The following is a 22,366-nucleotide window of genomic DNA, read 5'->3' on the forward strand; positions in this document are numbered from 1 at the left end:
GAGATTGTCATGCCGTTGGAATCATTCCCCGAAGGGTTTCGTGCGCTGGTCATCGGCGCATCCGGTGGCATCGGCGCCGCATTGGTCGATGCCTTGCGCAGCGATCCGCGCTGCGCATCGGTCATCGCCCTGAGTCGCTCGTCCGAGCCGGCGCTCGACCTGACCGATCCCGCCAGCATCGAACAGGCCGCGACCAGAGTGGCGGGGCAGGGGCCGTTTCACCTGATCGTCAACGCCGCCGGCGTGCTGCACGGTGCCGACTTCATGCCGGAGAAGCGCCTGGCTGATCTCAACCAGGCGCAGCTGCTCGCCACCTTCCAGATCAACACCTTCGGCCCGGCCATGCTGCTGCGCCACTTCAGCGGCCTGCTCGACCGCCAGCGTGGCGTGTTCGCCATGCTCTCGGCCAAGGTCGGCAGCATTGGCGACAATCGGCTCGGCGGCTGGTACAGCTACCGCGCCTCCAAGGCCGCGCTGAACATGCTGATCAAGACCGCTTCCATCGAAATTCGCCGTAGCCAACCGAATGCGGTGCTGTTGGCGCTGCATCCGGGCACGGTGAACTCACGGTTGTCACAACCATTCCGTGGCGCCGAGATCGGCCGGCCGGCAGCGGACGCCGCGCAGGATCTGTTGCGCGTGATCGACGGTCTGGGGCCGGAGGCCAGTGGTGGGTTTTATGCCTATAGCGGGGAAGGGTTGCCGTGGTAAGCGCAGGCGCAACTTCAGGTCAGATCCAACCATCGCGTTTCGTCGGCTGCTGACCCAAAGACCAGCCGTGAAGGCTTGTGCTAGACGCTTTTCTTTCGATTGGCGTTGAACTACCCGAGCCGCTACCCTCGACCCGCCTGTTTAATTCCCGTCCCGCTGCATCAGAGGTTGCGTTGACTTCGACGATGAATGATTACGCGTTCAAACTGGCCAGCTACTGGCGAAACTCCCTGGCTGATGCCGAGAACGGCAACGGCGCCCTGTCTCCGAGCCAGGCCGATAAATTCCTCATGCTGCCAGCCGAAGTCCTCGCTTCTGGATGCCTGAGCGAAGGTCTGCTCACCCAGCTGTTCGCGAACGAGCCCGAAGATCGAGCGGACATCGAAATCACCCTGCGGCCATGGGTTTACCGCGCCCGCCGCGAGCATGGTCGGGCTCGCAATGGGTTGCCGGCGATCATCACGCCGGTCATCTGTCAGGTCTCGGTGACCCGTGAGGGGAGGCTGCAGCCACATGGGCAAGCCCTGATGCCGCGCGACATCCTCGAACCGCTGGACCGCGACAATTTCGCCATCGGCGCGCAGGCCGACCTGGACGCGTTTCTGTCCGCCGAGGATAGCCAACGGTTCGACCCGCCTGTAGATGCCGAAGCCCTGAGCAAAGACCAGCATCAGCAAAACTGGCGCGAATTCCTGCAGTTCTGCATGAAGATGTTCCGCCAGGTCAGTAACGACTGGGACGGCGCGGAAGATCGCTTCGAACTGGCCGGCTTCGGCTATCTGTTCAAGGAAGAGAAGGCAGAGGGCTTCAGCCGCAATATCGTCGCGCTTTATGACCATCTGCGTGATACCCGGCCTGCGGTGCCGCTGTTCGAGCGCTTCGCCCAGCGCGAGCGCAGCCCTGACGAACCTTGCCTGCCGGCCAATGGACTGTTTGCCGAACGACTCGCCCATGCAGGTGACGAATACGCCCTGGCGCCGGCCCAGCGGGATAGCCTGAGCCATCTGCTGAATGGGCGAGCCGGCGATATTCTCGCGGTCAACGGGCCGCCCGGTACGGGCAAGACCACCCTGCTGCTGTCGGTCGTCGCCTCGCTTTGGGCCAGGGCTGCCGCAGCGGGCGGGGAGCCGCCGGTGGTCGTGGCCAGCTCCACCAACAACCAGGCCGTGACCAACATCATCACCGCCTTCGGCAAGGATTTCGCGACAGGCAGCGGCCCATTCGCGGGCCGTTGGCTGCCGGATATCAGGAGCTTTGGCGCCTACTTTCCCAAGGCGTCGGCCGAAGCGGAAATGGCCCGCACCTATCAGACCCGGAGCTTTTTCACCGAGCTCGAATCCCAGGAGTACCTGGACAAGGCCCAGCAGACGTACCTCGCGCATGCCGCCGAGGCGTTTCCGGACATGCAGAGCCCGAGCGTTGCGGACACGGTCGAGCGCCTACGCGAGTCAATCCGCGGCCGCCAGCAACAGCTCGCGAACATCGAGCAGGCCTGGGCCAGGCTGGCCGAGGCACGCCAGGCGATCCAGACCTTGCTGGGCGATGACCCCCAGGCCGCCATCGCGCAGCTCCACGAGCAGCTGCAGGCCTGCGACCAACAGCTTGCAGATACTCAAGCTCTGCTGACGCGCTTCAAGCATTACCTCGCCCATGAACCGCTGCTCTATACGCTGTTCGGCTGGTTCGGCCCGGTTGCCGGCAAACGACTGCGCCTGGCGAAACTTCAGTTCGATGAAGCCGCGACCGAACTGCAGAGCGCCTCCAGCTTGAGTGAAATCGAAGCCCGGCTGACCGCCGCGGTGGCGCAGGCCAGCAAGGCGCGGAAAACTGCCGAAGCGCAATTGCACCAGGCGCAGCAACTGCAGATCGCCGAACAGCGCCAGCTCGCGAACTGGCAGAGCGCGGTCGCCGTATTGCCGAACCCTGCGGACAGGCCCGCCGGTGAAATAACTCTCGATGACTGCGACAACTGGGCGGACACCTCTCTGCGCTTCGAGATATTCCTGCTGACCACCCATTACTGGGAGGGGCGCTGGCTGATGGAGGTCGGCGAAAGCCTGCCGGAGATCCTCAAAAGCCGTAACAAGACCGGCCGCAAGACCCTGGAGCAGAACTGGCGACGCTGGATGAAGCTCACCCCCTGCCTGGTGGCCACTTTCTTCATGCTGCCCAAGGAGCTGCGCTGCAAAAGGCACGACGGCAACGGCTTCGTCGACGCTTATGCACTCGACTTCATCGATCTGCTGATCGTCGATGAAGCGGGGCAGGTCCTGCCCGAGGTGGCTGCACCCTCGTTCGCGCTTGCCCGGCAGGCGCTGGTGATCGGCGATACCCAGCAGATCGAGCCGATCTGGTCGATCCCGACGGCGGTCGACATTGGCAACCTGATTGGCGCCGGTCTGCTCGCGCGCGACAACGTCGATGACGACTACGCCGCGTTCTGCGAAGGCGGGCGCAGCGCCGCCAATGGAAGCGTCATGGCCATCGCCCAGGCGACCAGCCGCTATCACTACGATCCCGATCTCGCGCGCGGCATGTACCTCTACGAGCACCGTCGCTGCTACGACTCGATCATCGAGTACTGCAACGCCCTCTGCTACAAGGGCAAGCTGCAACCGTGCCGAGGCCCGAAACCGGACGGCGGCCTGCCGGCGCTGGGCTATCTGCATATCGACGGAATCTGCCAGCCGGTCCACGGCGGCAGTCGCCATAACCTGCTGGAGGCGCAGACGATCGCCGCGTGGCTCAAGGCCAACGAAGCCGATCTGACCGAACGCTACGGCAAGGAGCTGTGGGAGATCGTCGGTGTGATCACCCCATTCGGCGCGCAAACGCAGGCGATCGCCCAGGCCTGCGCGGCCCTGGGTATCAGCACTGGCAAGGGCGCGGGGGAAATGACGGTGGGCACCGTCCATTCCCTCCAGGGCGCCGAGCGGCCGCTGGTGATCTTCTCCGCGGTCTACTCCAAGCATGCCGACGGCCAGTTCATCGACCGCAAGGCGAGCATGCTCAACGTGGCGGTATCCCGCGCCAAGGACAGCTTTCTGGTATTCGGCGACATGGACCTGTTCAGCCAGCAGCCAGTCAGCAAACCGCGTGGGCTGCTGGCTCAGCTCCTTTTCGCTGATCCGGCGAGCGAGCTGATTTTCGAGCAACAGGCCAGGCAGGATTTGCAGACGCCAGGCACCGGACTGATCCACCTGCATGACGTTGCGGAGCACGACGGCTTTCTGAGGCAGACGCTGGAAACGGCTCGTCATCAGGTACAGATCGTCACGCCCTGGCTCATCGCGCGATGGATGCAGGAAAGTGGTGCGCTGGAGCGGCTAAGCCAGGCTGTCCAGCGCGGCGTTCAGGTCACCGTGTATACCGACCTGCGTTTCAACACCGGCATCGAGCGCAGCCGGCCCAAGGGCGATCCGCAACGCGTCGCTGAATTCAGGGAAGCGATCGCCGCGCTCAGGTCGCACAGCGTCGAGGTGCGGGTCGTCCACAAGGTGCACAGCAAGATCGTCATGGCCGACGATGAGCTGCTGTGCGTAGGCTCGTTCAACTGGCTGAGCGCGCAGCGTCACGGCGACTATGTGCATCACGAAACATCCATGGTCTATCGTGGTGCGGATGTCAGTGGCGAACTGGCGGTCAACCGTACCAGCCTCATGCAGCGGGTGATTCGTCGTGACGATATGTAGCAGTCCTGGCCGGTGCCGCCAGTCCTTCGCCGAGCCCTGATGGATGATGAGCGCGCTCTGGTTTCCATCTCTTTGGATGACTGACCCATGATCGACCTGCCACTGATGCTAGCCTTTATCGCCGCCGCCTCGCTGCTGACCGTTACACCGGGCGTGGACACGGCCATCGTGCTGCGCACCGCCACGCTGGAAACTCGGCGCCAGGCGGTGCTCGCCGGCGCGGGGATCTGCCTCGGCTGCCTGGCCTGGGGCATGGCGGTGTCGCTTGGGTTGGGCGCGCTGCTGCAGGCATCCGAGCTGGGTTATACGGTGGTCAAGTTTGCCGGCGCTGCCTACCTGATCTGGCTGGGCTCGCGACTGGTTTTCAAACCGCGCGCCTCGTTCGACGTGGGTGGTGCCACGGCGGCTTCCGCGCGCGGTCAGGCCTTCTGGCGGGGCCTGCTGACCAACCTGCTCAATCCGAAAATCGGCGTGTTCTACGTGACCTTCCTGCCGCAATTCGTCCCGCTGGGCGCCGATGTGGCGGTCTATTCGTTCTTTCTCGCGTGCCTGCATGTGCTGCTGACGCTGGCCTGGTTCGCCGTGCTGATCGCGGCGACCATTCCCCTCGCCAAGCTGTTGCGCAGCCCCGGGCTGACCGAGGCGCTGGATCGCGTGACTGGTGGTGTGCTGGTCGCCTTCGGTGTGAGGTTGGCGACTTCCACCGCCCCGTAGCGCGGCCTGAAACCCCTCGCAGCTTCACGCCGAACGCATCTGTCGAGCCGTTTGGCAGCGCACGATCCGCTGCGCACCTACGCCTCGCGCCCATTGTCTATGTTGGGATAACCGCCTCAGCCATCGCGGGGCGGCAGTGATCACAACAATAAGGATGAGCACGATGCGTTTGCTTCAGATCAGCAGATTGACCCTTGGCGTGGCGATCGTCGCCACCGGCCACATCGCCCACGGCGCGCTTCTGGAGGGCGGGGCGGTCGCCGCACCCGACGAGTACAGCGCCAAGGTGGCCGCCCAGGTGCTCAAGGCCGGCGGCAACGCGGTGGATGCCGCAGTGGCGACCGCCTTCACCTTAGCCGTCACCTACCCCGAGGCGGGCAATATCGGCGGTGGTGGCTTCATGACGCTGTATATCGAGGGCAAGCCGTACTTTCTCGATTACCGGGAAGTCGCGCCCAAGGCCGCCAGCAAGACCATGTACCTCGATGACAAGGGCGAGGTGGTCGAGAACCTGAGCCTGGTCGGCGCCAAGGCGTCCGGCGTGCCCGGCACCGTGTTGGGCATGTGGGAGGCGCACCAGCGCTTCGGCAAGTTGCCCTGGAGCGAACTCATCACCCCGGCGGTCGGCTATGCCCGTGAGGGCTTCACGGTCGCTGACCAGCAGTTCCAGTACCGCGAGGACGCCATCGGGCTGTTCAACGGTACGACCAACTTCGAGGATTACTTCGGCGCCATGAAGGCGGGTTCCACCTTCCGCCAGGCGGAGCTGGCCGAGACCTTGGAGCGCATCGCCGACAAGGGGCCTGACGACTTCTACAAAGGTAAGACCGCCGACTTGCTGGTTGCGCAGATGCAGCGTGACGACGGGCTGATCACCAAGGAGGACCTGGCCGCCTACCGCGTCAAATGGCGCGAGCCGATGCGTGTCGACTGGCAGGGCAACAGCCTCTACACCGCGCCGCTGCCCAGCTCCGGCGGCATCGCCCTGGCGCAGCTGATCGGTATGAAGGAGCAGCGCGCCGCCGACTTCAAGGGTGTCGAACTCAACTCGGCACGTTACATCCACCTGCTGGCGGAGATCGAAAAGCGCGTGTTTGCCGACCGTGCCGACTACCTCGGCGACCCGGACTACTCCGACGTACCGGTCACGAAGCTGACATCGCCTGATTACCTGAAGCAGCGCGCGGCCGAGGTCAATCCAACTGCCATCTCCGAGACCGAGAAGGTGCGCCCGGGCCTCGAGCCAAGGCAGACGACTCACTTTTCCATCGTCGATGCCGATGGCAACGCGGTCAGCAACACCTACACCCTCAACCTGGATTACGGCAGCGGTGTGGTGGTCAAGGGCGTCGGCTTCCTGCTCAACAACGAAATGGACGACTTCAGTGCCAAGCCGGGCGTCGCCAATGCCTTCGGTGTGGTCGGTAGCGACGCCAATGCCATCGAGCCAGGCAAGCGCATGCTGTCCTCCATGAGCCCGAGCATCGTCACGCGTGACGGCAAGGTCAGCCTGGTGCTCGGTACACCGGGCGGTTCGCGCATCTTCACTTCGATCTTCCAGGTGCTGAACAACGTCTACGACTTCGACATGCCGCTGGAAAAAGCCGTGGCCGCGCAACGCGTGCACCATCAGCTGCTGCCGAAGGACACCATCTACTACGACGCCCATGCACCGCTGACCGGCAAGGTTGCCGACGAGCTTAAAGCCATGGGCTACACGCTGGAGGATCAGGGCTGGTTGATGGGTGATATCCAGGCGATACGCGTCGATGGCACGCGCCTGCAGACCGGCTCGGACCCGCGCGGGCGTGGCGTGGGGATGGTCGTCAAGCCTTGATGAGCGAGGGGAGAGAGCAAACGGAGGGAATCGCTGCCGTCTAGTGAACCGTCATGCGCCGCTACAAGCAGCGGCGCATGACGTTCAGCTTCAACGCCGCACATGGCGTGCGGCGTTGAAAGAGGGGGAGATTACTGCGGGCGGTAAATGGCGCACAGCTTGTTGCCGTCAGGGTCGCGCACATAGCTGAGGTGCATCGCGCCGAGGCTGGATTCGCGCAGTCCTGGCGGGTCCTCGCAGGTCGTCCCGCCATGGGCGACGCCGACATCGTGAAACGCCTTGACCTGCTCGGCCGAGTTGCACTTGAAACCAATCGTGCCTCCATTGCCGACGGTCGCTTCCTCACCGTTGATGGGTTCGGTCACACCGAACAGGCTGCCGTCTTGGCGGTAGAACAGACGCGTGTGCCCGGACGGCGCCACATTGCGCAGCGGCTCGCCAGCGCCGAGTACGCCGAGCACGGCATCGTAGAACCGCTTCGACCGTTCAATATCATTCGAACCGACCATTACATGGTTGAGCATGGGGGCCTCGCTATGTGGTTTGGAGTTGTGCGGCTATGGAGCAGGCACTCTAGCATTGGGAGGAATAGGGGGGGGCAAGCGGTGGGTAGGGCGGTGAGTCTGGATGTTCAACCAAAGAGTAGAGGCAGCTTTCGGCCGATTCTGTTGAAAAAGTCCCGCCGCGTTTTTTGCCGGCGAAAGAGCGTGAGCGACGTTGAAATCTGGCTCGGTCAGAAGGCGAAGCTGTCCTGGTTTTTACGTAGCAACGCTGAAATCGAGCGCTTTTCAAGCAGCCGGGAAGAGGCCCTCTCAGAAACCGACTTTTTCAACAGAATCGGCCAGAAGCAGCCGCTCGGATGTTCGCGGAAGGTCGGTATGCCACTTTCAGCCGAGACGCCTGCGCCGGTTGAAACTACGAGATAGCCCGCTTCGTTGATGGCTTGGGTTAGCTGTTCAGTAACTCGCAATGCATCCCCTTTTGAATCGCCCCGGCTTTTGTGGAGGCCGTTTCGTTTAAGTCAGGCCGCCATGGCCTGACCTGCTTGTTGCTGGTAGAAGTTTGCCTCAGCTTCCGCAGGCGGGATATAGCCGATTGAACTCAGCAACCGCTGGTGGTTGTACCAGTGCACCCATTTCAAAGTCGCCATCTCAACAGCTTCGCGGCTCTTCCATGATTGACGGTAAATCAGCTCGGCCTTGTACAGCCCGTTGATTGTTTCGGCCAAGGCGTTGTCGTAGCTATCGCCCTTGCTGCCAACTGAGGGCTCAATACCGGCCTCTGCCAGTCGCTCGGTATAGCGGATCGAGACGTACTGACTGCCACGGTCGCTGTGATGGATCAGGCCGCCAGTGCGATGCGGTTGGCGGGCGTATAGGGCCTGCTCCAGGGCATCCAGCACGAAGTCGGTCTTCATGCTGGTACTGACTCGCCAGCCGACGATCCGTCGCGCAAATACGTCAATCACGAAGGCCACATACAGCCAGCCCTGCCAGGTCGACACGTACGTGAAGTCCGACACCCACAACTGGTTCGGGCGATCGGCATGGAACTGGCGCTGTACGCGATCCAGCGGGCAGAGCGACTTGTCGCCGGCCACCGTTGTCCGCACGACCTGGCCGCGCCTAATGCCCTGCAATCCAGCCCGACGCATCAACCGTTCCACCGTGCATCTGGCCGTCTCGATGCCTTCTCGCCGGAGTTGCTTCCAGACCTTCACCGCGCCATAGCACTGCATGTTGGTGTTCCACACCCGCTGGATTTCCAAGATCAACGCGTCATCGCGCCGAGCACGGCAACAGCGCAGTTCCGGGTTGCGCTGCTGCGCCGCGTGCCGGCGGTAACCGGACGGGGCGATCTGCAAGACACGGCAGATCGACTCGACCCCGAGACGGTCACGATGCTGATCGACAAATGCCCTCAGGACTTGGTGCGGCGGTCGAGCTCCGCCTGGGCAAAATACGCACTGGCCAGGCGCAGAATCTCGTTGGCTTTGCGCAACTCACGGTTCTCACGCTCCAGGGCTTTGATGCGTTCGCGCTCTTCGGTGGTCGGCCCAGGACGCTGACCGGCATCAGTCTGGTGGCGACGAATCCAGCCATGCAGGGTTTGCGCTGCACAACCAATCTTCGGGGCGATGGCCTCAATGGCCGCCCACTCGGAGGGGTAGTCGTTCAGGTGCTCCAGAACCATGCGCACAGCACGTTCACGGACTTCGGGGGAGTAGGTCGTAGTCTTTCTCATAGCCTCATCTTCTCAAGAGTTGAGGCCTCCACGAAACCCGGGGCGATTCACCTTGACCGGTCAGGGCGGCTTCGATGAGCCTGAAAGCCATACATTCATCTATTTCTAAGTCGTCGCGACCGAGGTTAAACGGCTGTACCCGAAAACGGCGCGGTTGAACTACGGCGGCACCAACGATATGCAAACCGAGCCAAAGCTCGTATTGCGCGCCGCCGCAGTTTTCTGCGATCGGCTGCAGCGTAAGTTCTACTCTCTGATCCAGCATGGTTCCGACAGAACGGTGGTGGGATTCACGCGGCGCCAATCCGCTCAGATCGCGGACTACGAATGTGTTTTCGGCGGCGGACCAACTGTTGTGTAGTGGTGTGCTGCGGTTGCGGGCCGACATGATCAATGGCTCCTGCATATACCCACGCGGTATCGAAGCGAGCGGGTAGTAGTCTTCAAATAGCATCAAGCTTGTCCCAACGAAAGCTGGAAAAGCGAGCTGGACTGCCAGGCGTGTTAGCGGGCCGGGACCGGGCCATTGATACATCGGTAGCCAGGGTATTGCGCTTCAGCCGTGACCTTTGCCATCGCAGAACTCGTTGCCTGGACGGTCATGATAAAGCTGGCTCGAGGACCGGCTGATGAGACGACGCGTTGCATAGAGACTTGATAGGTTTTCATGGGCATCTCCTGATGACGGTGCCCAGTTTGAAAACATGGTGCGACGACCTGTGTCGCGCTGTTCTTCTGTTATTTCGCTATCGATAGAGAGCGGCAGCCGCGATGGCCTTTTCCGCAATGCGTGCGCGCTGATCCGGTGGGCCGAGAACTTCGACGCTGGCTCCTTGGCTTAATAACCAAAGATCAAGCCCCTGGCTAGGTAGAATCTTGCATTCCAGCAGCCAGCGTCCATCACCCTCAGGCGTAATGACCTGATCGGATTCCAGTGGATTTTCCGTAAGCCGTTCGAACAACGCTAGGTCAATGCGAAGACGAAGCGGTATCGGTTCCTCGGAGCGAATTGAAAGCAAGGACTGCAGCGACCGAGTATTTCTAATGTCATATCCGTCCGGGATCGATGAGGTTTGCCAGGCTAGTTTTGCTTTGTTGAAGCGGTGTAGAGGCCAGGCCATCGGTCCTTTCACGTCGTCGCCTGCCAGAGTCAGTGAGACGTAGATATTCGAGTCCTGCAACGAAAGCCCCAGGACATTGATAACGTATTGCGTCGTAGCGTCGGATCCGCGCTTAAGATAATCCACCTCCACGGCACGGTTTTCGATCATCGCTTTATAAAGAACATCCAGAACGTCCGGGGATATTTTGGCCGGGCGAAGCGTTACGAACCGCGTATTCGTCATGATGCGCCTAGGCCACTCCTTAAGATTGGATGAAGCGGCTTCCAGTTGCGTCTCGGCATATTCGGTCAGAGCATCAAGTGGCTGTTGAAACATCGACAAGCCAAAACGCTGGGCATGTTGAACCAGCATCAGGACCCCAAGTGCCTCAGCAGGTAGAAGCGCCTGGCTCAGGAGGGGCTTCTCGGTCCACCAGTAGAACTGCCCGTCTCTACGTTGTTGTCGAATATGACTTGGAAATGCTGCCTTGAGGTCGTTTAGACCCCTTTGAACGGAGCGAATGTGAAGCTGTATACCTTGATTTGCCAACCGTTCGGACAACTCACGCGTCGAGAGGGCGCTTCCTTTCGGCGGTACCAGTTTCTTCAGCGCCTCTCGGCGGTACAAACCCTGCGCAGCGCTTCTATTAACCGTTCGGCTCATCCCTTAATCTCCTGACCGCGCGACACAAGTTGTCGTTCCGGTAAGCCATGATCCGTAATGTCGCGATTGATATCAAGGTGGCATCATGCGGTTAGCCTGGCTGGGTGAGACGAAAACATGGATACCTAGTGCCGAAACAGCGTTCGGTGCACAAGGCTCGGTGAACGGCTTCGAGGCCTCTGAAGAAAAGGCCGCCGGCAGCGATGTCATGAGCTACGTCACGTTGTTCGACTTGGCTACCGGAACTTCGCCAGACGCAAATGCTTTGAATGAGCTGGGCTGCATCTGGCTCGAAGGAATCGGTGTCGAGCGCAACTGGCCTGTCGCACGCGCCCTATTCGCCGCTGCGGCCAGCTATGGATCGACAAGCGCCTACATAAACCTTGGGCATTTACACTGGTTCGGCATGGGTGTGCCCATCAATGAACGAAAGGGTCTTGCCTGGTACCGCTTCGCTGCAAACAGGGGATCAACGGACGGTCTCTGTGAACTTGGTCATGCCCACTTAGCGCTTGCTGAAAATGGCACTGGGGCCACGTGCCCCGAGATGCACCTAGAAAACGCTTGCGACTGTTATCTGGCAGCGGCGCAGGAAGGACATCCGGAGGCAATGTCTTCACTCGGCCATCTGTTGCTAGATGATCGCAATCATCGGCAGGATGAGGCGAGGGGACTTTCTTGGCTCACGTATGCCGCGGCGCTTGGCGACCCATTGGCTGCCAACCGTATTGCTGATTTCTTTGACGAGGCTCGGATTGGGCTACCTGATCCAGGGAATCTGTTACGGGATTTCTGGCGTAACTATCGGCGTCAGCGCGATGCAGTGGCGGAACGTGATCAATTCGAACAAGGGTCCAAGGGGTGACGTGCGTGCAAGCAGGTGAACTTGAATCGCTGCTGAACGCGGTGATCGAACTGGTCGAAGACGCGGGCGATCGCCTTATTCGAGAGTGGGAACGGGAAGGCGGGCCTCGGGGACATGGCGATAAGGCGGAGATCGATAACGAAATTGAAGTTTTTCTACGTCAAGGATTGCTGAGCCTACATGAGGCCGACTTCTGGGGCGAAGAGACAGGGCAGGCGCTTACGGGTGACCGCTATTGCTGGGTGGTAGATCCGCATGACGGCACCCGAGACTTCTTGAAGGGCCTGCGAGGCAGCTCGATTTCCGTGGCGTTACTGCGAGACCAGCAGCCCGTGCTGGGTGTCGTCCATGCTCCGATCAGCCCTGACCGGGGAAAGGATTGTATCGCCTGGGCTGAGGGTCTCCCGTATCTGCTGCGCAACCGGCAGGCGCACCCGGTCGACCTGTCAACCGCGCAGCTTACTGACCAGGACACGCTATGGTTGAGCGCAGCGGCCGCACGCAAACCCTACGCGAATATCAAGCTGTGCGCACCCGCCCGGTTCGTTGCCATGCCCAGCGTTGCCTATCGGCTTGCCCGAGCTGCCGCGGGCGATGGTGTCGGAGCCGTGTCGCTAACCGAATTGTCCGCGCACGACGTAGCTGGAGCCCATGCGCTGTTGATCGGTGCCAAGGGGGTGCTGCTCAACCAAAGTGCGGAGCCTTTGGACTATCGCAACATGGAGCTTGTATGCATTCGTTGCTTCGGCGGCGCGCCCGAGGTTTGTGCCGTGCTAGCCCGACGTCCCTGGCATGAGGCGCTGAATGAGTGTTCTCAGCAGTCGCGCCGCCTACCGAGTACACCTCGCTTCCCGCGCGTGGAGCTGATGCGGAGGGCCCACGCTTGCCTGGCTGGTCTTTTGATTGGCGACAATCTCGGTGCACAAGTCGAATTTATGGATGCTCGCGAAATCGCCGAACGCTGCGTACAACGCCCGATTCAAATAGAGGACGGCGGGGTTTGGGGAATTCTGGCGGGACAGTCCACTGACGACGGTGAGCTCGCCCTGGCTCTCGCTAGAAGCCTTGTCCAAACGGGGCGGTACGATGCCGAGCTCGCTGCCACGGCCTATGTGCAATGGCTTAAATCCGAGCCGTTCGACGTTGGGCAGACGACCCGTCAGGCACTCGGACCCACTCGAGATCAGGACCTGTCCGTCGCTGAAGCCTGTCGGCTGCACGCTTCCCTATGCAGCCAGGCCAACGGAGCGCTTATGCGTGTTGCACCGATAGGCATTGCGGCACACGGCCAGCCAGAGCTCGCCGCCGCCTGGGCACGTCAGGATGCGCAGCTAACCCATCCTCACCCGGTGTGTCTGGAGGCGAACGCCGCGTTTGTTGCAGCCATTGCGGTTGGAATGCACGGAGCGGATAGGCAGCACATGTTCACAGCGGCAATGGGCGTGCTCGCTGCTTCGGAACATGCCCAACGAGTGAGGGAGGCGTTGCTGGCAGCTGCCGCTGGGGAGCGCCCCAGCAACTATCAAAAACACATGGGGTGGGTGCTGATTGCTCTCCAGAACGCGTTTTATTACCTGATGAGCGGAGCGAATGCTGAGAAGGCGATTATCGAAACTGTGATGCGCGGTGGAGATACAGACACTAACGCTTGCATTACTGGCGCGCTGCTCGGCGTTGCCGATATAGACAGCAGTTTCATCATTCAGCAATCGATGCGAGTGGCAGCGTGCAGACCAGATGAAACAAAAGCGAGGTCCAGGCCGATCCATTACTGGCCGGATGATGTGAGCCTTATCGCCCAGCGCTTGCTGGGAACAACCAGTTCAATCTAAGGAGTAAGCGAAGCAATGATAACGATGCGCGACGGAGGTTCGGTAAACCTCAACTCAATCATCTCCCATTTCAACGAGTGCGGAGGGAAAATGGTGCTTGGCGCAAATAAAACCAAGCTTGCTAACCATGATAAGCATCTATCATTAGACTACTGGCTTCGTTCAAATGGGGCACGCAATCCTGACCAGATGCAAGCAGAAAGCTCGTTAATAGAGCAGCTAGTAGGCACCGGGCATTTCGCGGAGACAGTCATGGCCTGCCCCAATACAGGGAGGCAATGCAAAGCATTGAAGCTGTTACGAATTTCGAGATGAAGAGAAAAGGCGGCGAATCGGTTGCCAGGAATGTTCATACTTACTGGTAATGCTAGTGATGTAACGTTAGCACTTAACAACCGCTATGGCCGAGAGGCGTCTGTCGAGACCGGTAGGAACCGGCCAGAAGCGGTTGTTCAGAGTTCATGCTAACAATCGGTGTCGAGCTTCGGCACCAATCGCCGACAATTTAATCTCTTCCGATCCCTCAAGTGTAACTTCCCTTAAAAAATTAACATTAACTACATGGTCGACCAAAAAGTTGAACGAACTCCTTCCTCTGTTCCCTCCGCAACCCCACTGGCTTGGAAACTCGCAAGGCTGTCCGCCGTTCGATGTTCTGAACTCAATGCTATATGAGGCTGTTGCAAACAATCCCAGCAACACTGACAAACCACAAATTATTGGGAAGCTAATTCTGATAGGGCGGACTTATTCCGCCTCAGTGGAGCGCAGAAAGACGCAAGGCCATGTTAAGGATGAAAGACAAGCGCTTGAAGTTATCATTGCCGCTGCCGAAGCTATTGCTGCGTCAAAGTGTGCCATTCTATTGGACTCTATCGGGCTGAATGACAAACTTACGGATGAGCGTTTGCCGGAGGCCGTTGCAATTCATCTAGAACTTTGTCAGGCGCTAGCGACCGCCAACAATCGGGAGAATAGCAGTCTTGCCTCAAAGTATCTTCATTTTCATCGGCCAGATTTTTTCCCTATTGTAGACTCGTATGTTCGTGAAGGTTGGTCGTGGCTCATGGACGAGCTGGGACTTAGCTATAGAGGATGGCAAGTGTTTGGGAAAGTTGGGCGATATAACGATTGGTGCGTGCGCGTTCTTGAGCTTCGCACTCTGATGGAGAATAGCCTCTGCCACACTGTTAGTCTTCGACAAGTCGATAACTATTTACTGTCAGTCATGTCACTGGATGGGCAGGGTGGCTGGGGATTGCCGCGTTTACCTGGTTGAGTAAAGGACAAACTGAGGACACGGCCGGCGGCACTGGCACTTTCCTGGTATTAGGTTGAGCGAGTGCTAAACGTCCGCTTTTGGCCGATTCTGTTGAAAAAGTAGCGGCCTCTCCATGCCGTTGGCAAAATTGCTCTGTCAGCGAGCGTGGGGGCGAACAGCATGATGGGGCAGTTACCGGGAGGACAGCAGCGCCTGTTCTACTCGTTCAACCTAGAAGATCACGTCCCGGCTCAACACCTCCTGCGCAGCATCGACCAGTGCCTGGATCTTAGTGATCTGCGCGCCTACCTGGCGGACTTCTATAGTCCCATCGGACGCCCCTCGATTGACCCGGAATTGATGGTGCGCATGCTGGTCGTCGGCTACTGCTATGGCATTCGTTCCGAGCGGCGATTGTGCGAAGAGGTGCACCTGAACCTGGCCTATCGCTGGTTCTGCCGGCTGGGTCTGGAAGACGAAGTCCCCAATCACTCGACCTTCTCGAAGAATCGCCATGGGCGTTTTCGTGACAGCGATCTGTTCCGCTGGTTGTTCAATGAGGTGCTGCGGCGTTGCATGGCAGCCGGCCTAGTCAAGGGCGAAGGTTTTGCCGTCGACGCTAGCATCATCAAGGCGGATGCCAGCCGGCAACGTGGGGTAGCGGGAGATGAGGTCGATTGGAACGATCCAAAGCTCAGCAGCCGCGCAGTGCGCGAGTACCTCGAAGCCCTTGATGAAGAGGCGCTGGCTGAGGCTCTTCCCAAGAAAATTTCGCTCACAGATCCTCAGTCCCGTTGGACAGCAGCGCCAGGTGGGCCGGCCTTTTTTGCCTACTCCACGAATTACCTGATCGACACTGAGCACGGTGTGATCATGGACGTGGAAGCTACCCCGGCGCACCGTACCGCCGAAGTCGATTCGACTAGGACGATGGTCGAGCGTGTCAAAGCTCAGTTCGATCTCACACCGGAACGCCTTATCGGCGATACCGCTTATGGCACCGCCCCGATGCTGGCCTGGATGGTCGAAGAAAAGGACATCGAGCCGCATGTGCCGGTGTGGGACAAGACTGAGCGCAAGGACGACAGCCTCTCCAGTAACGACTTCCACTGGAACCAGGAGGCCAATGAATACCGCTGCCCAGCCGGCAAACCACTACGCAGTGAGTGGCGCGCCTTCACCCAGAAAAGATCGCGGGTGACCAAGGCCAACACCATCATTTATCGCTCCAGCCAAACCGACTGCACTACCTGTCCGCTGAAAGCGAAATGCTGCCCCAACACGCCGAATCGGAAGATCGTCCGCAGTATCCATGAGGCTGCCCGCGATGTGGCCAGGCGCATCGCCAAGACACCGGAATACCTCGTCTCTCGCTGCGAACGAAAGAAGGTGGAGATGCTGTTCGCCCACCTCAAACGGATCATGAAACTCGATCGTTTACGACTGCGCGGCCTGACAGGTGCCACTGACGAATTCACTTTGGCGGCGGCGGTGCAGAACCTGCGACGCATGGCCAAGCTTTTGCCTCAAGGGCCACCGCTCACGGGATAGGTACGCCTGCTGAGAGCAGAAACCTTCAAATTAACCCTCAGGCCTGAGCAAGGACGCTCAGCGAAACGCCGAAAGGCAACCTGAAGTGGCTTGCAGTCACTTCGACAGCAGGCACACCTGATCGGCAGGCCGCCGCTAAACCTACTTTTTCAACAGAATCGGCCTTTCTCCTGCTGTCGCCAGGCGAGATGGGCGCTCAGTGGGCATCCGTCGCGCAGGCCGCGAGCGGCCTGCGCGATTACCTCGTCAGAATCATCCTGCAACGCGGCCAAGGCCTGCCATGCATGCGCGAGCTCAGCCACGTCCAGCAGTTCATCGATCCGTTCTCGTCGTGGCAGCAACCTGGGTGCGGGCAGCTGTGCAGTGGCGTGCCTGGACAAGGCCCGCAACAGACTGTGCAGCTGGCTGTGCGCCTGGTCCTGCCAGTTGATCTGGACCAGTCCCTCGATGAGTTCGGGCTGTTGCTCGTCCATCAGGCAGCGGTCGGCAAGGCCGATGTCCAGTGCATCGCGGGCATTCACCCGCGTGCCGGTGAGGCCCAGAAACAGACCCAGCTTGCCAGCCAGGCGAGGAAGGAACCAGCTCGCGCCGACATCCGTATGTAGGCCGATGGCGACTTCCGGCATCGCCAGCCAACTATCCGGTGTAACGATGCGGATCGTCGCGCTCTGCAGGAGCCCCATACCGCCGCCCATCACGTAGCCATGGCCCCAGCAGATCAGCGGCTTCGGGTAATGGTGCAGCAGGTGGACGAGGCGGTACTCGTCGGCAAAGAAACGCTCGGCCAAGGCCGGCACCGTTCCGGGCTCGCCTCGGCAGGCCTCTGCAAGGCGGCGTACGTCGCCACCGGCGCAGAACGCCTTGGCACCGTTCCCGCGTAACAGCACGCAGGCGACTGCCGGCTCGTTGGCCCAGCGGCCAAGCTGGTCAAGCAGTGCGTCGATCATCGGCAGGCTCAAGGCGTTGAGTTGCTGCGCGGCGTTCAGGGTGACAATGGCTATTCGCATGCCATGCAGGGCGGGGCGTTCTTCGAAGGTGACGTGCATGTAATCCTCGGCGCCGGATTGGTGGGCAGGTCCTGTAAGGCTGCGTTTGGTACGGCGGTCATCGGTTGCGCCAGCGAGGGTCGCGCTTCTCGAGGAACGCATTGACACCCTCCAGGGTGTCGTCGGCCTCGAACAGCTCGACGAAGGCCTCGCGCTCGGCGGCGGCAAGCGTATTGGGCACACGTTTACGGGCCGCGTCGATCAGCGGCTTGATGGCACGCACCGCAACAGGGCTTTGCCGCGCGACCCGGGATGCGAGCATCAATGCGTGGCCACGCGACTGGCCGGGCTCGACCACCTGCTCCACCAGTCCGATGCGCAGCGCAGTTTCTGCCGTGATGCGCTCGCCACAGAGTATCATGCGTTTGGCCCAGCCTTCGCCCACCAGCCAGGCCAGTGCCTGGGTGCCGCCCGCACAGGGCAGCAGGCCCACCGATGCCTCCGGCAAGCCCATTTGCGCCTGCTGCTCGGCGATGCGCAGGTCGCAGGCCAGTGCGCATTCCAAGCCCCCGCCAAGGGCGAATCCGTTGACTGCAGCGATGGAGACACCGCGGAAATCGCGCAGCGCCTCAAAGGCTTCGCCAAAGCGGCGGGCCATTTCCCGGGCTCGGATGCGATCGCCGTCAGCGAAGAGTTTCAGGTCCGCACCCGCGCTGAAGAACTTCTCGCCCTGACCGCAGATCACCAGTGCGTAGATTTCGTCATCGTGGTTCAGATGGTCGATGATCTGCTTGAGCCCGATGAGTGACTCGCGGTCCCAGGTGTTGGCAGGCGGATGGTTGATCGTGATGAGGGCGGTGTGACCATGCTTTTCCACGGTCAGCTTGTGGGTCAGGTCGAAGACGCCGGCTTGGTAGGGCTCTACTGCAGTGCTCATGGTCGAAATCCTCGTGCGTTTCAGGGCTCCGCTGACGAGCGACCGGTAACGTCGCTCCTCTTGAGAGTCCTTCAATGCAGCGAGGTTGCAGCGTTCCGGTCGGTCAGACGACCCGATGGAGCGCCCGGCTACTGTCCCAGTTGCTCCATCGTTCTGTCACTGTAGCCTAGCCGGCTGCCCGCCCGCGCGACGCTCTTCCTGCCATTCGGCCAGCGACGGCGCAGCCTGCTCGCCGGATAAACGGTGGACGATCTCGAAATAGTCCTGCTTGAAGCGATCCTTGAGCACTTCTTCGCGTGGCTTTACCTGAATGGCGTAGACGGTCTGCACGTTCTGGTGGTCGAACTCGCGCCACTGCTGCTGATCCTTGAGCAGGCTGTAGCTGTGGTTTTCCAGGGCCGCGATGACTTGCTCACTGCCGATGCTCTTGGCGCGAGTGGCGGCATCTGCCCACTGATAGACGATGCTGTAGGCCGAGGCCGCGGAGCTTGATGGGTGCGTCTGGTAACGCTCACCGAAGTCGCGCACGAATGCCTTGCCGCGTTCGGAACCTTCGAGTTCGGGTACGCGCCAGGTCCAGGGCTCGGTGCCGAGCACGCCGCGCATGATGTCCGGGCCGGCGAGTTCGACCATGGACTGCGTTAGGTTGGGAACCGCAATCTGCATCTTCTTGTTCAAGTCGAGTTCGTCGGCGATACGCATGGCTCGCACCATGTCTTCGCCAAACAGGACCAGTACCAGGACCTCGGCACCGCTGTTGGCCGCCTTTTCCAGTGCCGCGCGGTAGTCGGACAGGCGCGCGCCGGGGAAGGCCGTCTTGACCCCCTGGTGCTTGTTCTGGTCGACAGTGCCGGTCGCCTGGCGCAGCGAGCTCTCGCTGGTGTGGCCCCAAGTATAGTCGGAGGTGATGTAGAAGTAGGTCTTGCCGGGCATTTTGTCGTTCAGATGCTGCCCCAGCACCCGCGCGCTCATCCATGCGTTATTGCACTCGCGGAACATGTAACGGTGGCCATCCTTGCCAGTTGTGTCGTTGGAGTAGGTCAGGGTGCCGAAGTAGAGCAGCCCCCGCTCCTTGGCGCGCTTGCTCGCGGCAATGGCCACCGCGCTGGATACGCCGCCGAACAGCATGGCGACGCCTTCATCCGCCATCTTGTCGACGTTGGCAACGGCCTTTTCGGGGCGGGATGCGGTATTGCGGCTGATCAGGCGTAGCGGGCGGCCCAGAACACCGCCCGCCTCGTTGATCTCGTCGATTGCCAACAAGGCTCCGCGCATTTGTGCAAGGCCTTCTTCCTTGTAGCTGCCGGTACGGGGGTAATTGAGGCCGAGCGTGATGGGGTCAGCAGCCTGAGCCGTAAGACAGAACCCCAGCCCTAGCGCCAGAAGGGTGATCCGGTTCATAGCATGTTCCTTGTTATAGCTTTTGTTATTGGTTTATTGGCAGTTAGCTTTTTTACCCTGCCGCCGGTGCGTGCGTCACTCTTTATGTGCGGATCGAAGGCGGCGCCGGCGTCAGTACGTGAGCCAGGTGCGATTATGACTAAAGGAGGGAGGGTGTATCTTGCGGTGATGTCGTGATTTCGCCGGTTTGCGGTTGACAACCATGATGGCGTTTTTTAGGGTTCGGCGGCTACGCCATCCGGAAGCAGCTCATGACTCAAGACGATCGCATCAGGCTGGAGGCTGGCTGGAAAGAAGCGCTGCGCGAGGAGTTCGACAAGCCATACATGCTTGAGCTTGGCGCTTTCCTTCGGCGAGAGAAGGCTGCGGGCAAGGTGATATTTCCGCCGGGGCCGATGATCTTCAACGCGCTCAATTCCACGCCGCTCGATCAGGTCAAGGTAGTGATCCTTGGGCAGGACCCCTACCACGGTGCCGGTCAGGCCCATGGGCTTTGCTTTTCGGTACAGCCGGGCGTGTCACCACCGCCGTCACTGCAGAACATCTTCAAGGAACTCAAGCGCGACTTGAATCTTGATATCCCTCGGCATGGCTATCTGCAGCACTGGGCAGAACAGGGCGTGCTATTGCTCAATACTTCGCTCACCGTGGAACAGGGTGTCGCCGGTTCGCATGCCAAAGCGGGGTGGCAGCTATTCACCGATCGAATCATTGAGGTGGTCAGCGAGCGGCGTCCGCACCTGGTATTCATGCTTTGGGGCGCCCATGCGCAATCCAAATCGAAACTGATAGACGCCACGCGGCATCTGATGCTGAAGTCGGTGCATCCTTCGCCGCTCTCGGCGCACCGCGGATTCATCGGTAACGGTCACTTCAGTCGCGCCAACCAGTTTCTCAGGCAGCAGGGGATGCAGGTGATCGACTGGCAGCTTCCGGCTGAGGTTTAGCCCGACACCCAGGCGGTATCGGGCTAGGTTTTGGTCAGTCTTTGGCGCCGTGCTTGGCCTGAAGGTCCTTGGCCTGCTTGAGATGCTCTTCCAGCTTCGGCAGCGTTTTTTGAGCGAACTGCTTCAGGTCGGCGTTCTCGCCACCCTCCACGTAGTCCTGATACATCTCGATGGTCTGCTCGTGAGCGACGACCTGATTGTTGGCGTAGGCTTCGTCGAAATTCTCGCCATCACGCAGCTTCAGGATCATGGCTTTGGCCTTGTCCATTAGCGTGGCCTCGTCGGACATTTCCAAGTCTTTGGCCTGGGCCAGTTGCGCAAGCTCCTGATTGGCCTTGGTGTGGTCGTCGATCATCATCTTGGCGAATTGCTTCACATCCTCCGACGTACCCTTGTCCAGGGCCATCTTCGCCGTTTCGATTTCTGCAATACCTTTGGCCGAAGCCTCGTCGACGAAGTTTTCGCCTTCGGCGGCAAGCGCCAGGTTAGCCGCTACTCCGAACAGCAAGGCGAATGCGCCCGAGAAAATTGTTTTGGTTGCTCTGGTCATTGCGTCCTCCTTTCTTCACCTGACTTGTGTTGGCCGGGAGGCAGACACAAGGCGCGATGCGGCGAGATTGCCGTCCCTTTTTGTGACTAGGTGCCATAGGGACGGTTCCTCGCTTTCGGGCGAACGGTGTCCGGTGCTTACTGAAGCATGCTCATGGCTGCGTCCATGGCGGCAGACAGGTCCTCGTCCTCCTGCATCAGTTCGCTCGGATCGAGCCCCAGCTTGGCGAAGGCGGGAACCTCGCTCCAGTCCAGCTGCGCGTAAGGGTGCTGGGTGCCCATATAGCTCTGCAGGGTGGCGACTTGCACCACGTCTACATAATCGACTGCGGCCGAATTGCGCTGGAAATCGGTGTACTGACCAGCCACCGACACGATTGCCTCCGGGAAATCCCAGGTGCGCAGGATTTTCTCACCCACCATCGGGTGAATCTTGTCGATGACGTGATTGAGGCTGAACGAGTCCGATAGCAGGGCGCTGTGCTCTTCTGCGTAGGTCAGGATCGGCAATATGCCGATCTGATGGACCAGTCCGGCCAGGGTCGCCTGATCAGGCATCAATCGTGTGTAGTGACGGCAGAGCACATGACTGATGGCGGCGACCTCGGTGCTCTTGTTCCAGACCTCGCGCATCTTGCGATCGACGACATCGGTGGTCGCCTGGAACATCTGCTCCATCGCCAGGCCTGTGGCCAGGTTGCAGGTGTAATTGATGCCGAGACGGCTGACCGCCATCTGCAGATCGTCGATCTCGCGACTGGTACGCAGCAGCGGGCTGTTGACCACCTTGATGATGCGTGCGGCGAGGGCTGCGTCGGCGCCTATCACCTTGCTCAGTGCCGGAATGCTGATGTCCGGGTCCTCGGCCGCCTCGCGGACGCGCAATGCCACCTCCGGCAGGGTAGGTAGAACCAATTCATCGTTCTCGATCGCGAGCGTCAGATCGCGCTGGACTTTCTCGGCAAGGGTGCTCATGTCATTCCTTTATGTGTCGGTCAGTGTCGCTAGGGCGCTTCAGGTCAGGGTGCTTTGCCCGTGGTCCATAGTGCGCCTCTCAGGTATTTGCTTTCTGG

General features: G+C 60.3%; 18 protein-coding genes, 1 pseudogene and 1 other annotated feature. Of the genes and pseudogenes, 9 read left to right on the forward strand and 10 right to left on the reverse strand.

Translation table 11 applies throughout. From position 1 onward, the window contains the following. The first annotated feature begins 9 nt into the window (after positions 1-9). From LW136_RS06810 to ggt, 4 genes are all read left to right on the forward strand, one after another. Positions 10-711 carry an SDR family NAD(P)-dependent oxidoreductase gene (locus tag LW136_RS06810; RefSeq protein ID WP_041013311.1) on the forward strand — a complete coding sequence of 234 codons (702 nt, stop codon included), beginning with the start codon at positions 10-12 and terminating at the stop codon, positions 709-711. A 185-nt stretch (positions 712-896) separates the two neighbouring features. Continuing rightward, positions 897-4,403 (forward strand): AAA domain-containing protein, encoded by a 3,507-nt coding sequence (locus tag LW136_RS06815; RefSeq protein WP_041013312.1) that lies wholly within the window; start codon positions 897-899, stop codon positions 4,401-4,403. A gap of 87 nt (positions 4,404-4,490) precedes the next feature. Then, positions 4,491-5,117, forward strand: a complete 627-nt coding sequence (locus LW136_RS06820; RefSeq protein WP_041013313.1) for a LysE family translocator — start codon at positions 4,491-4,493, stop codon at positions 5,115-5,117. 163 nt (positions 5,118-5,280) lie between these two features. Then, on the forward strand, positions 5,281-6,954 hold the full coding sequence (gene ggt / locus LW136_RS06825) for a gamma-glutamyltransferase (protein ID WP_041013314.1): 1,674 nt from the start codon (positions 5,281-5,283) through the stop codon (positions 6,952-6,954). 131 nt (positions 6,955-7,085) lie between these two features. Here the strand turns inward: ggt and LW136_RS06830 are convergent, their stop codons facing one another. From LW136_RS06830 to LW136_RS06850, 5 genes are all read right to left on the reverse strand, one after another. Next, positions 7,086-7,478 (reverse strand): VOC family protein, encoded by a 393-nt coding sequence (locus LW136_RS06830; protein ID WP_041013315.1) that lies wholly within the window; start codon positions 7,476-7,478, stop codon positions 7,086-7,088. Positions 7,479-7,687: 209 nt separating this feature from the next. After that, complete coding sequence (locus LW136_RS22795) at positions 7,688-7,924, reverse strand: hypothetical protein (RefSeq protein ID WP_272877919.1); 237 nt, start codon at positions 7,922-7,924, stop codon at positions 7,688-7,690. Between the two features lie 51 nt (positions 7,925-7,975). Continuing rightward, a protein-coding gene (locus LW136_RS06840) for an IS3 family transposase (RefSeq protein ID WP_101152418.1) occupies positions 7,976-9,198 on the reverse strand; the annotation gives its coding sequence in 2 pieces (ribosomal slippage) (positions 7,976-8,913 and positions 8,913-9,198; 1,224 coding nt in all). Continuing rightward, positions 8,804-8,920, reverse strand: a sequence feature (AL1L pseudoknot). (Overlaps the previous gene by 117 nt.) Positions 9,199-9,202: 4 nt before the next feature. Then, a complete protein-coding gene (locus LW136_RS06845; protein WP_234174787.1) occupies positions 9,203-9,652 on the reverse strand; it encodes a hypothetical protein in 450 nt (149 codons plus the stop codon). Between the two features lie 292 nt (positions 9,653-9,944). Further along, a complete protein-coding gene (locus LW136_RS06850; protein ID WP_052462900.1) occupies positions 9,945-10,964 on the reverse strand; it encodes a helix-turn-helix transcriptional regulator in 1,020 nt (339 codons plus the stop codon). An 85-nt stretch (positions 10,965-11,049) separates the two neighbouring features. On the opposite strand from LW136_RS06850, the gene LW136_RS06855 reads away from it, so the two are divergent. The 4 genes from LW136_RS06855 to LW136_RS06875 all read left to right on the forward strand — a co-directional run bounded on the left by LW136_RS06855 (position 11,050) and on the right by LW136_RS06875 (position 16,473). Continuing rightward, positions 11,050-11,829 carry a tetratricopeptide repeat protein gene (locus tag LW136_RS06855; RefSeq protein ID WP_234174788.1) on the forward strand — a complete coding sequence of 260 codons (780 nt, stop codon included), beginning with the start codon at positions 11,050-11,052 and terminating at the stop codon, positions 11,827-11,829. Positions 11,830-11,834: 5 nt separating this feature from the next. Next, positions 11,835-13,661 carry an inositol monophosphatase family protein gene (locus tag LW136_RS22810; protein WP_141396807.1) on the forward strand — a complete coding sequence of 609 codons (1,827 nt, stop codon included), beginning with the start codon at positions 11,835-11,837 and terminating at the stop codon, positions 13,659-13,661. 577 nt (positions 13,662-14,238) lie between these two features. Further along, positions 14,239-14,940 (forward strand): hypothetical protein, encoded by a 702-nt coding sequence (locus LW136_RS06870; RefSeq protein WP_141396806.1) that lies wholly within the window; start codon positions 14,239-14,241, stop codon positions 14,938-14,940. 162 nt (positions 14,941-15,102) lie between these two features. Continuing rightward, positions 15,103-16,473, forward strand: coding sequence for an IS1182-like element ISCfr1 family transposase (locus LW136_RS06875; RefSeq protein ID WP_003116647.1), 1,371 nt, complete (start codon positions 15,103-15,105; stop codon positions 16,471-16,473). 158 nt (positions 16,474-16,631) lie between these two features. Here the strand turns inward: LW136_RS06875 and LW136_RS06880 are convergent. The 3 genes and pseudogenes from LW136_RS06880 to LW136_RS06890 all read right to left on the reverse strand — a co-directional run. Next, positions 16,632-17,519 (reverse strand): annotated as a pseudogene (locus LW136_RS06880) (enoyl-CoA hydratase/isomerase family protein); the annotation flags it as partial. 58 nt (positions 17,520-17,577) lie between these two features. Continuing rightward, positions 17,578-18,396, reverse strand: a complete 819-nt coding sequence (locus LW136_RS06885) for an enoyl-CoA hydratase (protein ID WP_044315224.1) — start codon at positions 18,394-18,396, stop codon at positions 17,578-17,580. A 156-nt stretch (positions 18,397-18,552) separates the two neighbouring features. Beyond that, on the reverse strand, positions 18,553-19,797 hold the full coding sequence (locus LW136_RS06890) for an ABC transporter substrate-binding protein (RefSeq protein ID WP_014819510.1): 1,245 nt from the start codon (positions 19,795-19,797) through the stop codon (positions 18,553-18,555). Between the two features lie 251 nt (positions 19,798-20,048). Between LW136_RS06890 and ung the strand changes: the two genes are divergently transcribed. Then, positions 20,049-20,744, forward strand: a complete 696-nt coding sequence (gene ung / locus LW136_RS06895) for a uracil-DNA glycosylase (protein WP_234174789.1) — start codon at positions 20,049-20,051, stop codon at positions 20,742-20,744. A gap of 34 nt (positions 20,745-20,778) precedes the next feature. Here ung and LW136_RS06900 read toward each other — a convergent pair whose 3' ends face one another. Then, on the reverse strand, positions 20,779-21,294 hold the full coding sequence (locus LW136_RS06900; RefSeq protein WP_046620898.1) for a DUF4142 domain-containing protein: 516 nt from the start codon (positions 21,292-21,294) through the stop codon (positions 20,779-20,781). Between the two features lie 137 nt (positions 21,295-21,431). Beyond that, a complete protein-coding gene (locus tag LW136_RS06905) occupies positions 21,432-22,268 on the reverse strand; it encodes an HDOD domain-containing protein (RefSeq protein WP_014819513.1) in 837 nt (278 codons plus the stop codon). Positions 22,269-22,366: the final 98 nt, after the last annotated feature.

The sequence above is a fragment of the Stutzerimonas kunmingensis genome, from assembly GCF_021432085.1.
Lineage (GTDB): Bacteria > Pseudomonadota > Gammaproteobacteria > Pseudomonadales > Pseudomonadaceae > Stutzerimonas.